At 34.9% G+C, this 16239-nt stretch carries 12 protein-coding genes; all 12 read right to left on the reverse strand.

What is annotated here, in order from left to right:
* Positions 1-27 precede the first annotated feature (27 nt).
* The 12 genes from murB to ftsE all read right to left on the reverse strand — a co-directional run bounded on the left by murB (position 28) and on the right by ftsE (position 16152).
* Positions 28-942, reverse strand: a complete 915-nt coding sequence (gene murB, locus ACFHWD_RS01685) for a UDP-N-acetylmuramate dehydrogenase (RefSeq protein ID WP_229981986.1) — start codon at positions 940-942, stop codon at positions 28-30.
* A 119-nt stretch (positions 943-1061) separates the two neighbouring features.
* On the reverse strand, positions 1062-2933 hold the full coding sequence (gene uvrC / locus ACFHWD_RS01690) for an excinuclease ABC subunit UvrC (RefSeq protein ID WP_150356733.1): 1872 nt from the start codon (positions 2931-2933) through the stop codon (positions 1062-1064).
* A 16-nt stretch (positions 2934-2949) separates the two neighbouring features.
* Positions 2950-3558, reverse strand: a complete 609-nt coding sequence (locus ACFHWD_RS01695) for a metal-dependent hydrolase (RefSeq protein ID WP_150356734.1) — start codon at positions 3556-3558, stop codon at positions 2950-2952.
* Positions 3559-3733: 175 nt separating this feature from the next.
* A complete protein-coding gene (locus tag ACFHWD_RS01700) occupies positions 3734-5161 on the reverse strand; it encodes a penicillin-binding protein 2 (protein WP_150356735.1) in 1428 nt (475 codons plus the stop codon).
* Positions 5162-5165: 4 nt separating this feature from the next.
* Complete coding sequence (locus tag ACFHWD_RS01705) at positions 5166-6368, reverse strand: FtsW/RodA/SpoVE family cell cycle protein (protein ID WP_150356736.1); 1203 nt, start codon at positions 6366-6368, stop codon at positions 5166-5168.
* 51 nt (positions 6369-6419) lie between these two features.
* Positions 6420-6860 carry an FHA domain-containing protein gene (locus ACFHWD_RS01710; RefSeq protein ID WP_150356737.1) on the reverse strand — a complete coding sequence of 147 codons (441 nt, stop codon included), beginning with the start codon at positions 6858-6860 and terminating at the stop codon, positions 6420-6422.
* Between the two features lie 70 nt (positions 6861-6930).
* Entirely contained in the window at positions 6931-9753 is a 2823-nt protein-coding gene (gene uvrA / locus ACFHWD_RS01715; protein ID WP_150356738.1) for an excinuclease ABC subunit UvrA, read from the reverse strand.
* Positions 9754-9784: 31 nt separating this feature from the next.
* Positions 9785-11776, reverse strand: coding sequence for an excinuclease ABC subunit UvrB (gene uvrB / locus ACFHWD_RS01720; protein WP_150356739.1), 1992 nt, complete (start codon positions 11774-11776; stop codon positions 9785-9787).
* Positions 11777-11778: 2 nt separating this feature from the next.
* Positions 11779-13068: a PDZ domain-containing protein gene (locus ACFHWD_RS01725; protein ID WP_150356740.1), complete on the reverse strand. Its 1290-nt coding sequence runs from the start codon at positions 13066-13068 to the stop codon at positions 11779-11781.
* Positions 13069-13181: 113 nt separating this feature from the next.
* On the reverse strand, positions 13182-14357 hold the full coding sequence (locus ACFHWD_RS01730; protein WP_150356741.1) for a S41 family peptidase: 1176 nt from the start codon (positions 14355-14357) through the stop codon (positions 13182-13184).
* A 228-nt stretch (positions 14358-14585) separates the two neighbouring features.
* Positions 14586-15476: a permease-like cell division protein FtsX gene (gene ftsX / locus ACFHWD_RS01735; protein WP_150356742.1), complete on the reverse strand. Its 891-nt coding sequence runs from the start codon at positions 15474-15476 to the stop codon at positions 14586-14588.
* Positions 15466-16152 (reverse strand): cell division ATP-binding protein FtsE, encoded by a 687-nt coding sequence (gene ftsE / locus ACFHWD_RS01740; RefSeq protein WP_150356743.1) that lies wholly within the window; start codon positions 16150-16152, stop codon positions 15466-15468. Before ftsE ends, ftsX begins: the two co-directional genes overlap by 11 nt.
* Positions 16153-16239: the final 87 nt, after the last annotated feature.

Raw genomic sequence — 16239 nt, forward strand, 5'->3', positions numbered from 1 at the left:
TTGAACCTTAGGGAAAATTTTTATATTTTAATCTTCTCCTATAATCCTAACTTCAGTATAAAGATCCACATTGAACTTTTCCTTCACCCTATGCTGCACAATCTTTATCAAATTTAAAATATCACTGGCAGTAGCATTTCCCCTGTTTATTATAAATCCCGAGTGTTTTTCGGAAACCTGGGCATCTCCCACATTTTCCCCCTTTAACCCGCTGTCCTCTATTAATTTAGCGGCAAAATGGCCTTCCGGTCTCTTAAAAGTACTTCCTGCTGAAGCATATTCCAAGGGCTGCTTTTGACTTCTTCTTCTATTTAAATCATCTATACGATTTTTTATCTTTTCATATTCTCCATTTTTTAAATTAAAAGTCACTTCTAAAACAGTATATCCATACATCAATATAGAACTCATTCTATATCCCAATTTCAGCTCATCTCTATCAAGCACCCTCACTTCGCCAAAATTGTCTATAACCTTTGCGCTCTCTATTATATGGGAGATTTCTCCATTATATGCACCTGCATTCATGGTAACTGCCCCTCCCACACTGCCAGGGATTCCACAGGCAAATTCAATTCCCGTTAAACTGCTATTTAAGGCAGCAGCTGAAATCTCTTTCAAAGATGCTCCGCTTTCTGAAATAATTTTATTTCCCTCAACTATAATATGATTTAATTTTATAAGCTTAATTATTATACCCCTTATTCCGCCATCTTTTACAAGTAAGTTGGAACCATTTCCCATTATATAAAAAGGTACATTATTCTTCTTACAAAATTTTATTACATCTATCACCTGTTGAAAATTTCTTGGAGTAATAAGTATATCTGCAGGTCCTCCCACCTTAAAAGAAGTATGATATTTCATAGGTTCATCTATTCTTATATCCTCTTCATTCAATATTTCTTTCAAATTTATAGCAAAATTTTTAAACTTATTCATTGTAAGTATTCTCCTTGAAAATTAAAATTAAGTATTATGTTTAGTATAATGTATGTATACTACTTAATCAAGACTGTACATTCTTATATATTACATTTTACCCATTAAATTCAAGCCTATTAATTTTTACTGCCATTTTTGAAATAAAAAATGATATTTTCCGCCGTTCGTCTGTCTATAGAAGGTACAGCCAGCAGTTCCTCTAGATTTGCCTTTTTTATATTATCTATGCTTCCAAATTTCTTCAACAATGCTTTTCTTCTGACCGCTCCTACATTAGGTATATCTTCAAGTACTGAATGAAACACTCTTTTATTTCTAAGACTTCTGTGATAAGATATGGCAAACCTGTGAACTTCATCTTGTATTCTTGTAACAAGCTTATTCACATTAGGACTATAGCCTATGGCCAATTCTTCATTGTTATATATAATCCCTCTTGTCCTATGCCGGTCATCTTTCACCATTCCACATACCGGTATATCTATTCCAAGTTCTTTCAATATTTGAAGTGCCACATTTACCTGCCCTTTTCCTCCATCCATAAGGATCAGATCTGGAAAAATACAAAACTTTCCAGCACTCAATTCAAGATTTTTCTCCTTTATTTTCTCTATTTCATCCAGACCGTGCTGAAATCTTCTTTTAATTATCTCTCTCATGCTGTCATAGTCATTTGCCCCTACTACAGTGTTTATCCTAAATCTCCTATAATCGCTATTCTTAGGTCTTCCATTCTCAAACACCACCATAGAACCTACAGAATCCACTCCTTGAATGTTTGATATATCATAGGCCTCTATTCTATGGGGAATATCGTCAAGTTTAAGTATTTCAGAAAGTTCTTCAAGTGATGTATCATATAATTTTTTATCCTGAATAAACTTTAATTTAAAATTTTTTAGCATAGTTTCAGCATTTTTTTGAACCAAGTCCAAAATTGCCTTTTTGTCACCTCTAAGTGGAATTCTAATATACACTTTAGAACTTTTCTTCATACTGAGCCAATCCTCCAGCAGTTCAATATCATCCACTTCAGGTACATATATGGTCTTACCTATATAAGCAGTGCCTCCATAAAACTCCTTTATAAAATTGGCTATTACTTCGCTCTTAGGTAAATCCACTGTATTTTCCACAATAAAATGTTCTCTGCCAATTATTTTCCCAGATCTCAAAAAGAACACTTGCAGACAGCTGTCTTTTCCATCAGAGTACATATTTATAAAGTCCTCATTTTCAAAACCCACTGTAGTTATTTTCTGCTTTTCAATAACTTTTTCCACTGCAAATATCTTATCTCTCAACTCCGCTGCTTTTTCAAATTCAAGATTTTCCGAAGCGGAATTCATATTTTCTTTCAGTTCTCTGACTATATCCTTATTTTTCCCGGATAAAAAATCTATTACCTCATTCACTATATCCCTATATTTTTCCCTACTAATGTATCCTCCGCAGGGAGCTTTGCAGATCCCTATATAATAATTCAGACAGGGTCTTATTTTTTTTCCATCTTCCTTTATGGAAAACCTGCAGGTCCTTATAGGAAATATTTTTTTTATGATCTCCATAGTCTCATATACAGAAGAAGAGCTTACATAAGGTCCAAAATATTTTGCACCATCTCTAGCCACAGTTCTCGCATATATTATTCTAGGAAAATCTTCATTTACAGTTATCTTTAAAAATGGATATCTCTTATCATCTTTCAATAGTATATTATAGTGTGGTCTGTATTTTTTAATCAAATTGCATTCTAAAATAAGGGCTTCCATTTCTGAATCAGTTACAATATATTCAAATTCAGAAATATGTCTGACCATGGCTTTCACTTTTTCTGAATGATTTTTTGAACTCTGAAAATATTGTCTCACTCTATTTTTTAAAATTTTTGCTTTTCCCACATATATAATTTCTCCCAGAGAATTTTTCATCAAATATACTCCAGGTTTATCTGGCAATACTTTTAGCTGATATTGAAAATCAAACACTTAATCACTCCTAAAACTATTTGTAAAATATAACTGGAAGTCTATATATTGTAAATAAAATTCCACATATCATCAACAATTCCTCTATAGCAGAACCAACTTTAGAATTAGTTCTATAAGTGAGAGGAAATTTAAATTTCTTATTTTCAACAGGATAAAAAAGCGGTACTCCCCTATTTGTAAACATATCACATAACAAATGCATGCCGTAACCTACCATAAAATAATAAACCAAATAATGGATATTGTACATATTACCTAGATATCCTACAATAAAAGAAAACATTATCATACCTGTAAAACTGTGAGTTAATCCATTTCTATGAGAGGATACTGCTATTATAATGAAAGATATTCCAATAGCCTTCATTATTGGGGCATCAGTATATAAATAATCATACCAGATAAAAGTTATTCCAATACAGCCATAAAAAATAACTTTGGTAAATTTGTTTTTAAAAGGAAGAATATATTTATTTACTATGCTTTTAGGGTGATCTACATCCGGCAATATAGATGCAAATGCCACCAATAAAAGTCCCATAAAATTAAATTTGCCGGGAAGTATGTTGTAAATTGATAAATAGGTGATTAGCCCCATGCCTATATGAGTTTTCCCCTTCATATTTTCTCCTCATTAACTGTCATAATATTAGACAACTTTCATGCTTTTAATTTCAATAACCCCTTTATTGACTATATTATAGCATTAAATTCAGAGTAACTTCGTATTTTACATCAAAATTTCCCGGGAAATTTATACAATTGGAAATATATAATCGACAATACACAATTTACAGTTATTTTCTAAGTGCTGTCCTCATAACTTCCGCCGCTATAGAAGCAGCCAATTTTCCTCCCTGTCCTCCATTTTCTACAATCACCGCCACAGCTACTTTTGGATCTTCATAAGGTGCAAAACCTATGAACCAGGAGTGAGGTGGTGAATATTTTCCCATAGATTCATTGTCTGCTGTTCCAGTCTTTCCAGCTACGTCCATTCCCGCTATGGAAGCATTAACTCCTGTTCCCGATTCCACTACAGATCTCATAAGATCTCGCATGACATCTGCTGTGCTGGTGGATATCAACTGTCCTACCTGTTCCGGCTGTATACTTTTTACCTCTTGGCCCGTATTTGTAAGTACATCACTTACCAAATGAGGCTTCATAAGAATTCCTCTGTTGGCTATAGTGCTTGTAACCACTGCCATCTGAAGCGGACTCGCCAGGTCACTGCTCTGTCCTATGGCACTTTGGGCTATGCTTCCTTTTTCATAGGACTTAAGAGATGGAAACTTGCTGGGTTCCACTGGTATGCCATCTGTTGGGATTTCTTTGTTGAAAAATAATTTCTCTGCAGTCTGCTTTAATTTGTCATTTCCCAATTCAAGCCCCAGAGTTCCAAAATATACGTTGCTGGAATGTGTATACGCATCTTTGAAATTTATGCTTCCCAAAACTTCTCCTTCAAAATTATTCAGTGAATAACCTCCTCCCAGAGGGAGGCTCCCGGTATCTTGGATGTACTTATTCTGAACACCAGGTATATTTTCCAGGGCACTTATGGCAGTCACGGTCTTAAAAGTGGAACCAGGAGGATACAAACCTGCTGTAGCTCTGTTCAAAAGCGGTTTATTACTGTCTTGGTTCAATTGTTTCCAGGTATTTTGCAGGTTATTTGGATCAAAAGAAGGTCTTGAGACCATGGCTATTACTTCTCCAGTCTTGGGATTCAAAGCCACAACAGCACCCTTATTACTACCTAAAAGATTATAAGCCGCCTGCTGGGTGTTTAGATCTAAAGTTGTCTTCAAACTATAGCCGATCTTTTTTTGAGCCTTTCCTTTGTTTAATATGAAGCTCTTTATACTGTCCTGAATATTTGAGGACATAAGTTCCTCATCGTACTTTCTCTCAAGACCTGTAATCCCATATTTAATATCTACATACCCAAGCACATGGGCAAATATAGCTCCTCCGGTATACTCTCTCTTTTGAGTTTCTGCATTTATAGGTTGACTTTTAGTGAGGGCATTGCCATTTCTATCATATATGGTTCCCCTGAGCACTTCATTTCTCTTTATCCAAAGCCTCCTATTGTAGGTACTGTTCAATATTTTCGGGCCTGTTAACATTTCAAAATAGGTCATGTAGGAGATAAGAGCTATAAAGCATATTAAAAAAACCATCATTACCTTTTTTATATTATTCAATATGTCATTCATCCTTCTACCTACCTTCCTCTGATATTTTTTGAATTATGCCTAAAGAAAAAAACGTTATTAACATGGAGCTTCCGCCCCTGCTTACAAGAGGCAGAGTTATACCCGTAAGGGGAATGGCATTCATAACACCTCCGACTATAACCAGTACTTGTGATGCTATCATGGCGCTGTACCCCACAGCCAAAAGCCTTGAAAATTCATCGTTTCCATACACGGCAGCTCTCATACATCTATAAAACAACAAAAAATACAATATTATTATGGCAAATCCCATCAATATCCCCAATTCCTCACAAAGTACTGCAAATATAAAATCCGTAGTATTTATGGGCACATATTCGGGGTGTCCCAATCCCAACCCTGTTCCAGTAAGTCCTCCAGATGCTATAGAAAACATGGATTGGACAATTTGATAGCTTTGATCATTTGCATATGGCCAGGGGTTTTTCCATATCATAACTCTTGTTCTAACATGATCAAACAGTTTATAACTCATCAGGGCCCCTGCAGCAGATAATAAAAAGCAAACTATAACATATTTAAATTTTGAAGTTGCTATATAGAGCATGGTTATAGCTATTCCAAAAAATATGAGGGCAGATCCAAGATCTCTCTGAATCACCATGAACCCAAGGGACATCATTACAACCAGTGCAGGTATTATAAGGCTTTTGAAATTCTTATAATCCTTTAGGTCTGCAGCTAAATACGCAACTAAAAATAACTTTCCAAATTCCGAGGGTTGAAACTGAAAGCCAGCTATATCCACCCAGTTCTTAGAACCATTTAACTCAATGCCGACAAAAGTACCCATTCCCATAAATATCAGCGTGAACACCAGATAGATATATTTATACTTGCTGAACCTACTTGTATCCGGCATTAAGACCACAATAAGTATAAATCCTGTAACCCCCACTGCAAACCAGACTATCTGTTTGATTGCAACTGCCATATTCAATCTATACAACATCACCATACCTATAACAGACAGTATACTGGAAAAAATAAATATATATTTATCTCCATCGGAAAAAAATTTTCTTATTACAAAATATGAATATCCTATAAGCAGGCAGATTACCAGTGCCATTACCATGGCTCCTTTATCAAAAGGCTGCTTTATTATTGCCAGATTAAAAAAGCATATGAAGCATAAAAAGTATGTATATTTCAATAATTTTTTTTCGTCCTTAATAGAGTCCAATACTCTCACCACCCATCTATTTACAGCAATTTTATAATATTCAAATTAAAACTACCCTATGACCTTAAAAGACGTATTACCTATTCTTATTTCATCTCCGGAATTCAGATAGTGCTTTCCCCTTAGTTTTTTCCCGTTTAAAAGAGTTCCGTTAGTGCTTTCCAAATCCTCCAATATGCAGTCCTTTCCATTTTTTATATAAATTCTGGCATGATGCCCTGATGCATAAGGATCTTCTAATATAAGCTGATTATCATTTTTTCTTCCTACGGTTATTTCTCTTCTAACCGGAATCACAGCTCCCTTCCTGAGATTGGAATTATTACCCGGGTTTATCACTTCAAGTCCAAAGGATTTTCTATTTATTCTTCTCGCTCTTCTACTTCCCACTTTTATATCCTTATACATTATCCTGAGCGCCCAAAATATTATAATATAAACTATACCTATGATTACAATTTTAAAAATCATACTCAATTTACTCAGATCCATTTAAAAGTATCCTCCTTAACACATAGAAAGACTAGCATTATAAGTGTGCCTATGCTAGCCTTTATATAAATTATAACATTTCTTTTAAATATTGTCCCGTATAGGAGCTTTTATTTTTAGCTATTTGTTCTGGAGTGCCAGTACAAATAACGGTGCCGCCTTTTTCTCCGCCTTCAGGTCCAAGATCAATGATATAATCTGCACACTTTATAACTTCTAGATTGTGTTCTATAACTACCACCGTATTACCTACATTTACAATTCTCTGGAGTATATTTATAAGTTTACTCACATCATCTATATGAAGCCCCGTAGTAGGCTCATCCAGTATATACAGTGTTTTTCCAGTACTTCTCTTGGACAATTCATAAGCTAATTTAATCCTCTGAGCTTCTCCTCCAGACAATTGTGTAGAAGGCTGCCCTAATTTAATGTATCCAAGTCCTACGTCTGCCAATGTCTGTAATTTATTTTTTATTCTAGGTATATTCTCAAAAAACTCCAGGGCCTCTTCCACCGTCATATTTAGTACATCATCAATATTCCTATTTTTATATTTTACCTGGAGAGTTTCCCTATTATACCTTTTTCCCTTACATACTTCACAGGGTACATATACATCTGACAAAAACTGCATCTCTATTTTTATTATCCCATCACCGCTGCAGGCTTCGCACCTGCCGCCTTTTACATTAAAACTAAACCGTCCCGGTTTATATCCCCTCATTTTAGCTTCCGCCGTATTTGAAAACACTTCTCTTATTATATCAAATACTCCTGTATAGGTGGCAGGATTTGATCTGGGGGTTCTTCCTATGGGACTTTGATCTATATTTATGATCTTATCTATATTCTCTACACCGAGAATGCTGTCATAAGCTCCCGGATTATCTTTCGAATTGTTCAATTTCTTATGCAGGGCCTTATATAATATTTCATTCACCAAAGTACTTTTTCCCGATCCGGATACTCCAGTAACGCAATTAAATATTCCCAGCGGGAAATCCACATCTATATTTTTCAAATTATTCTGCCTGGCCCCTATTACTTTTATAAACTTGCCGCTGCCTTTTCTCCTCTGTTTGGGAACTTCTATTTTCTTCTTGCCCGTCAAGTACTGCCCCGTTATAGATCTTTCACAATTCATGATATCTGAAATAGGCCCCGCTGCCACTACTTCCCCACCATGCTCTCCTGCTCCAGGTCCTATGTCAACTATAAAATCTGCCTGCTTCATGGTATCTTCATCATGTTCCACAACTATAAGAGTATTCCCTACATCTCTCAGATGCTTCAATGTAGCAATAAGCCTATCATTATCCCTCTGGTGAAGTCCTATGCTTGGTTCATCCAATATGTAGAGTACACCTACCAGCCCGGAACCTATCTGAGTGGCAAGTCTTATCCTCTGTGCTTCTCCTCCGGACAGTGTTCCAGCTGTTCTCGAAAGGGTCAGATAATCCAATCCCACGTCTATTAAAAACTGAAGTCTGCTGTTTATTTCCTTAAGTACCTGATCACTTATTAGCCTATCCTTTTCCGACAGCTCTATTTCCTTGAAAAATTTCAGTTCGTCTTTTATGGACATACTAGAGAGCTCAAATATATTTTTTCCACCCACTGTAACAGACAGTGCAGCTGGATTCAATCTAGCTCCCTTACATGTTGGGCATGGGTTATCACTCATGTAATTTTCTATTTCCCTTTTTATATAGTCGGAATTTGTCTCCATGTATCTTCTCTTTAAGTTATTCACCACTCCTTCAAAAGAATGATTGAATTCCATTATCCTATTATCCTTTTTATATCTTACTCTTACCTTTTCTCCCCTGAGTCCGTACAGGAGTATATCTAAAACTTTCGGGCTGAGTTTTTCTATTGGAGTGTCCAATTTAAATTTATACTTGTTGGAAAGGGCCTTCAATATACTGAAAGTCCAGGAATCCTCTTTTAAGCTTCCTTCTCCCCAGGGCATTACAGCCCCCCCAAGTATACTCTTTTTTTTGTCAGGTATGACCAAATTTTCGTCTATTTCAAGAAGAGTTCCAAGTCCGTCACAGGTATCACATTTTCCAAAAGGTGAATTGAAAGAAAAAGTTCTAGGAGTGATTTCTCCTATACTTATACCACAGTCAGGACATGCAAACTTTTCACTAAAAAGCACATCCTCTCCACCTAAAACATTTATTATAACTACACCTTCTGACAATTTAAGAGCAGTTTCAATAGAACCTGCTAATCTGCTTCTTATGTCATTTTTGATTATTAACCTGTCTATGACCACCTCAATGGTATGCTTTTTATTCTTCTCAAGTTTTACCTCTTCATCTTCCAAATCAACTACATCACCGTCAATTCTTGCTCTTATAAATCCGTTTTTGACTATATTGTCCAATACTTTCACATGTTCTCCCTTTCTCCCTTTAATTATGGGAGAAAGTACCTGTATTCTGGTTTTTTCAGGCATGCCCAAAATTCTATCTACCATCTGATCCACCGTCTGCTGTGATATCTCTCTACCGCATTTAGGGCAATGTGGTACACCTATACGTGCATATAGAAGTCTCAGATAGTCATATATCTCAGTAACAGTCCCTACAGTAGAACGTGGATTCCTGCTGGTTGTCTTCTGATCTATGGATATTGCAGGGGATAGACCTTCAATGTATTCTACATCAGGTTTATCCATCTGGCCCAAAAACTGCCTGGCATAAGCAGACAATGACTCTACATATCTCCTCTGCCCTTCCGCATATAAAGTATCAAAAGCTAATGAGGATTTTCCCGATCCTGAAAGTCCGGTAAAAACTATCAATTTATCTCTAGGTATAGTTAAGCTCACATTCTTCAAATTGTGTACTTTAGCACCTTTTATCACTATGCTATCTTTCATTGGTTTAACTCCTTAGGTATTTCGATTATATTTATACAAGCTTTTTATTTTTCTGCTTTTTCAGCTTTGTTATTATATCCCTCAATTTTGCAGCTTCTTCAAACCTCAGTTCTTTAGCTGCCGTCCTCATCTGTTTCTCATGGGTCTTTATAAGTTCATCTATTTTTTCATTATCGGCCTCTACAGCTTCCTTTAAACTATTATATTCCTGTTTTTCTTCCAAAACCATAGTTGACTCTATAACTTCTCTTATATCTTTGTGTATAGTCGTAGGTGTAATACCATTTTTCTCATTATAGGCCATCTGTATTTTTCTTCTCCTTTTAGTCTCGCTTATAGCCTTATCCATGGAATTGGTGATAGTATCCGCATACATTATAACTCTGCTTTCAGAATTTCTGGCAGCCCTTCCTATAGTTTGTATAAGTGATCTCTCCGATCTTAAAAAGCCCTCTTTATCCGCATCCAAAATGGCAACCAATGCAACCTCCGGTATGTCAAGCCCCTCCCTTAAAAGATTGATACCAACTAAAACTTCAAATTCGCCCTTTCTCAAATCCCTTATTATCTTCATTCTATCTATTGTTGATATATCTGAATGTAAATATCTAGCTCTTATATCCATGTTCTTAAAATAATCCGTCAAATCCTCTGCCATCTTTTTTGTAAGAGTGGTTACAAGGGTTCTAAAACCTTTAGATGAGGTTTCTCTTATATTATTGTAAAGATCATCTATCTGCCCTTTAATGGGTTTTACTATGATTTCCGGATCCAAAAGTCCCGTAGGTCTCAATATCTGTTCAGCTACATTTTGCGAATGTTCCAGTTCATAATCCGAAGGGGTGGCGCTTACAAACACCACCTGATTTATTTTTTTCTCAAACTCCCCAAATTTAAGTGGTCTATTATCATAGGCCGAAGGAAGTCTAAAACCGTATTGTACCAGGGAGTCCTTCCTTGATTTATCCCCTGCATACATGGCTTTCACCTGAGGAAGAGTAACATGACTTTCATCTATAAATAAAAGAAAATCCTTTGGAAAATAATCTATAAGAGTCTGGGGTGGAGTTCCCTTTGCCCTGCCGTCCAATATTCTGGAATAATTTTCAATTCCACTGCAGTATCCAACTTCACGTATCATCTCTATATCAAAATTAGTCCTCTGTTTCAACCTCTGGGCTTCAAGTAATTTGTCCTGGGATGTGAGTTCTTCAAGTCTGTCTTCAAGCTCCTCTTCTATTTTATTTATAGCTATTTCAAGCCTTTCCCTGGATGTAGCAAAGTGAGATGCCGGGAATATGGAAACATGATTTCTAATTCCAATGGTTTTTCCTGTAAGTACGTCAAATTCTCTTATTCTATCAATTTCATCTCCAAAAAACTCCACTCTTATTCCATGATCCGTAGATGAAGCCGGAAATATGTCTACTATATCCCCTTTTACTCTAAAAGTTCCCCTCACAAAATTTATGTCATTTCTTTCATATTGAATTTCCACTAATTTTTTCAACACATCATCCCTGTTTTTTATCATACCCGGTCTTAGGGACAACGTCAGCTTCTTATACTCTTCCGGATTACCAAGTCCATAAATACAGGATACTGAGGCCACTACTACAACGTCTTTTCTCTCCAAAAGGGCAGAAGTAGCTGAGTGCCTTAACTTATCTATCTCATCATTTATGGAAGCATCTTTTTCTATATATGTATCTGTCTGAGGTATATAAGCTTCTGGTTGATAGTAATCATAGTATGATACAAAATATTCCACACTGTTTTCAGGAAAAAATTCTCTAAATTCCGAACACAATTGTGATGCCAGAGTTTTATTATGAGCTAGTACAAGAGTGGGCTTTTGTACCCTTTCTATTATATTTGCCATGGTAAAAGTCTTGCCCGAACCAGTTACACCAAGTAGTGTCTGAAATTTATCTCCTTTTAAAATACCTTTTGTTATACCATCTATTGCTTCAGGCTGATCACCCGTAGGTTTAAATTTAGAATGTATTTTAAATTTTCCCATTTTTAATCATCCTTATCTTTATTTTTTATCTTGTTCAGTACATCAGAAAATTTATTCTTATCCAATTTTATCACCATACTATTCTGAGGTATTTTTCTTGGTACAAACACTATGCCTAATTTTTTATCTTCATTCATTTTACTGTAACTTACCTGCTCAAAATTTCCTGCTTCCTTTTTTACCTTGAGCCATATAAAATTTGAACATTTTCTGATAACTTCTGCTATCTTATCTTCATTGTCGATTTTCTCATTATTTATTTCCACCAACATATCCCCACTTCTAATTCCCATTTCATTGGCAGGAGAATTAGGTGCAACTGCAAGTACCATTATACCCTCACTGCTGCTTACATACTTTGGTACTCCCTTTACTTCTAAATGCCTTTGAAACATTATAATTCCCTCATGAGCCACCGGTGCAAATATAACCACTAAAAACTTCAACCAAATATTCAAAACTGCAAGTTGAGCCATGCCGAATAAAATAACACTATATAATATTATTAGGCCTCCTGATAAAAACGATTTTTCCTTAGTATCTCTTGTAAAAGTCACACTATTGTATCCCATCACTGCATAAAATGGTATTAAAGATACCACCGCACTTTTTAATATATCATATGGAATGGAACTGTTTATAAGCGGCCACCATGCAGGAACAGCTACCTGCCAGGAGCTTCCTATCATCGTTCTGCTGTGAATTATAAAAAATACGGCTATCGGAATTGTCCAATATCTTTGAAGGGCAAATCCTCCTACTATATTCCCATTTTTACTTGAAAAAACAGGAACTGCACCCTTTTTCCCATCCAGTATAATCAAAATTCCCTCTACAAAATGCAATATAGCTACCATGCTCATAAGCGCCACCACATCTATTTTTAAAAAATCCAGATTGGGAATGTTAAAAGTTTGGGAAGACATGGCCAATATAAGGCTTAAAAATCCCAATATTGCTCCAGAATAGGAAAAGCATATAAATCTCACATTAAAAAACATAAAAACGATAGATGCCAAAAATATTAAATCTACAGCTGAATCTTCGTCAAAAACCACCCCTAAATATGACATAATAACACTGGCCAATATGCCTCCAAAAATTCCTATCACAATTTGAGATATTGTAAGTTCAAAAGGAGAATTGATTCCCTCTCCAATTATCATTTTTTGCATTATAACTGTCTGTTTATTCTTTCTATATAATGTAAACACCAAAATAGCTAGAATTAACACTAAATAGGGTTCCGTCAGTGCAAAAGCTATAGATTTCAACGTGTACAATAATATCATTAAAACTTAATTCCCCTCTCGCAAACTAAGTTAGACAGAAACCATCTGTCTAACTTAAAATCTCAAATATATTATAATTATATATTCACATATCGTCAAAATTATCTACAATTCTATTTTATTTTATTTTTTGCTATATTTAAAGCTTTATTAAATTGTGGATCTTTATTTCTATCATAAGGTGAATTTTTAAGAACTTCGGGGTATTCCACTTTCACATCAGGTTTTATTCCCTTTTTGTGTATATTTTCACCATTTGGAGTATAGTATTTAGAAATAGTAACCTTAAGTGCAGTCCCATCTCCTGTATCCAGAACGGTCTGAACGACTCCCTTTCCATAAGTCTTTTCTCCAACTAAAGTCCCAAGTTTATAATCTCTAATTGCTCCCGAAAATATTTCCGAGGCACTGGCTGTATTCCCATTGGTAAGTACAGTTAAGGGCAGTCCGTTAAAATCTCCACCTTTTGATTTATATTCTTTTTTATTATTATACTTATCTATAGTGGAAACTATTACTTTGTCCTTCGGTACAAAATTGGAAATCATATCTACACATTGATCCAGCAGTCCCCCCGGATTATCTCTCAAATCCACTATTAGTGATTTCATCCCCTGACTTCTCAATGTATTTAATTTATCCTTAAAACTTTTAGCTGTATTTTCATCAAACATAGACACCTGTATGTATCCTACATTATTTTGAAGCATCTCGCCAGTTACTGTAGAAATGTCTATCTTTTGTCTGTTGACTTTCACATTGAAGCTGCCTTTATTTTTTCTGTACAACGTAAGGGTAACTTCTGTATTTTCCTTACCCTTCATAAGCGATACAGCTTTATCAAGATCCTTTCCATTTACAGTAATCCCATTCACTTTTTGAATTATATCATTTGCAATTATTCCTGCTTTTTTAGAAGGTGAACCATCAAACACACTCATTACTACAATATTGTTGTTTTTTGACGTAACCTGAATTCCTATTCCACTGTAATTTCCTTCAGTTTGAACATTAAAATCATCATATTCTTTTTTATTCATAAATACAGTATATGGATCATTTAGTGACGAAGTCATTCCTTTAATGGCTCCCTCCACTAATGTATTATCATTTATAGGTCCATCGTAATATTTATACAATTGGTTTCTGACCTCAAATAACTTTGAAAATTCTCCCATTACATTACTTTGAGTATTTTTTATAAAACTAGTAGTTCCAAACATTGTAAGAATATTTGTCACAAGTACAATAACTACAGTCCACGTTATCCATCTTTTTTTACTTTTCAAACTATACACCTCGTTTTCTGAAACATTCACTATATAATAGTATTTATGTAAATCTTAAATAATTATAACACTAAAAAATAAATTTGCGGAAATATTTATAAATACTTTCAAGACAATTATAAAGTGATTGTTAGTTTTAGGTTGAGTTTGCTCATAAAACCATAGAGGCTGTTTCAAATAAATTTCGAAACAACCTCTAATAAACAGTTAATAAAAAGCTATGTCAATTTAAACATTTAAAAATTTTCTAATAGACATTACACTTCCTGCTGCACCTATTATCACACCTGCTAAAATAAACAATCCAAACACAGTGGTAGCCACATAATGCGGGCTTATCAATTGCATCATTATAAATGCAGATGACGCCTTAGCATAAACTATCCTATACAGATAATACAGTACTAAATTTGATACTATTGCCCCTATTACCCCTATTATTATACCTTCTATAATAAAAGGCCATCTTATGAACCAATCTGTAGCTCCAATATATTTCATTATACCTATTTCTTTTCTTCTTGAATAAACTGTTATCTTTATTGTATTTCCTATTAAAAACAGTGAAACTCCTATGAGCAATACAAATATAATACTTCCTGCCCACTTTATAGTTCTGGTTATAGTTACAATTTTATCTACAATACCTCTCCCATCCTGGATACTGTATATTCCAGGCATTCCTTTTATGTTGCTGACTACCTTGGAAATAATTTCCGGACTGCTAACTTTAACTATGTATGAACTTGGAATCGGATTGTCCTTATCTAGTCCCTCCACCAGTGATTTATTCTGATCTCCCAGTTGCTTTTTAAATTTATTCAGCGCCTCAGATTTTGTTTCATAGCTCAAATTGACTACTCCATCTATATTCTTTATCTTATCTTCAATATCCCTTTTTTGAGACATAGTTATATTATCTTCCAAATACACTTTTGCTTCTACCTTAGACTGTATCTCCAATATTCCCTGTTTGATATTCAGCATTGTAAGCATAGATATTCCGAATATAAAAAGTGTAGCTGCTACTGTTGCCGCTGCTGCTATACTTATAGTCTTATTCCTCTTTAAACTTCTAAATGCATCTTTCACAAAAAACCCCATGGCACTAATCCTCATAACCGTATGCACCCCTCTGTTCATCTCTTACTATAATACCTTTTTCTATTGCTATAACTCTCTTTCTCATAGAATTCACTATATTGCTTGCATGGGTTGCCATTAATATCGTAGTTCCAGCATGATTTATGTCATTTATAGTATCCATTATATCCATAGAAGTATCTGGATCTAAATTTCCTGTAGGTTCATCCGCTATCAGTATAGATGGATTATTTACTATAGCTCTTGCCAGAGAAATTCTCTGCTGCTCTCCACCCGAAAGCTCATGGGGAAAGGATCTATATTTGTTGGCAAGTCCAACCAGGGACAATACAATGGGGACCTTTTTCCTTATTTCTCTCAAGGGTGCTTCAATTACCCTCATGGCAAAAGCCACATTTTCATAAACATTGAGGGTTGGTATTAGCCTAAAATCCTGAAAAACAACTCCCAACCTTCTTCGATATAAGGGTATTTGATTTCTCTTTAGTTTCGTAATGTCTACATTATTAACTATTATATTTCCACTTGTAGGTTCAATTTCCTTTAAAATAGTTTTCACAAATGTAGTTTTTCCCGCACCGCTAGGTCCAACTAAAAACACAAATTCTCCCTTTTGGATATCCAGGTTTATATTAGACAATGCAAATATGTTGTTGTTGTAAACCTTGCTCACGTTTTTAAACTGTATCATTTAAACCTCTCCTTATATTTAACAAGTTTCCAAGCTTGCACATTACATCAAACATTATATCATAATAATGCAAAAAACCAAAAGTTA

It is taken from the genome of Clostridium sp. MT-14 (assembly GCF_042436595.1).
Taxonomy (GTDB): Bacteria; Bacillota; Clostridia; order Clostridiales; family Clostridiaceae; genus Clostridium_B; species Clostridium_B aromativorans.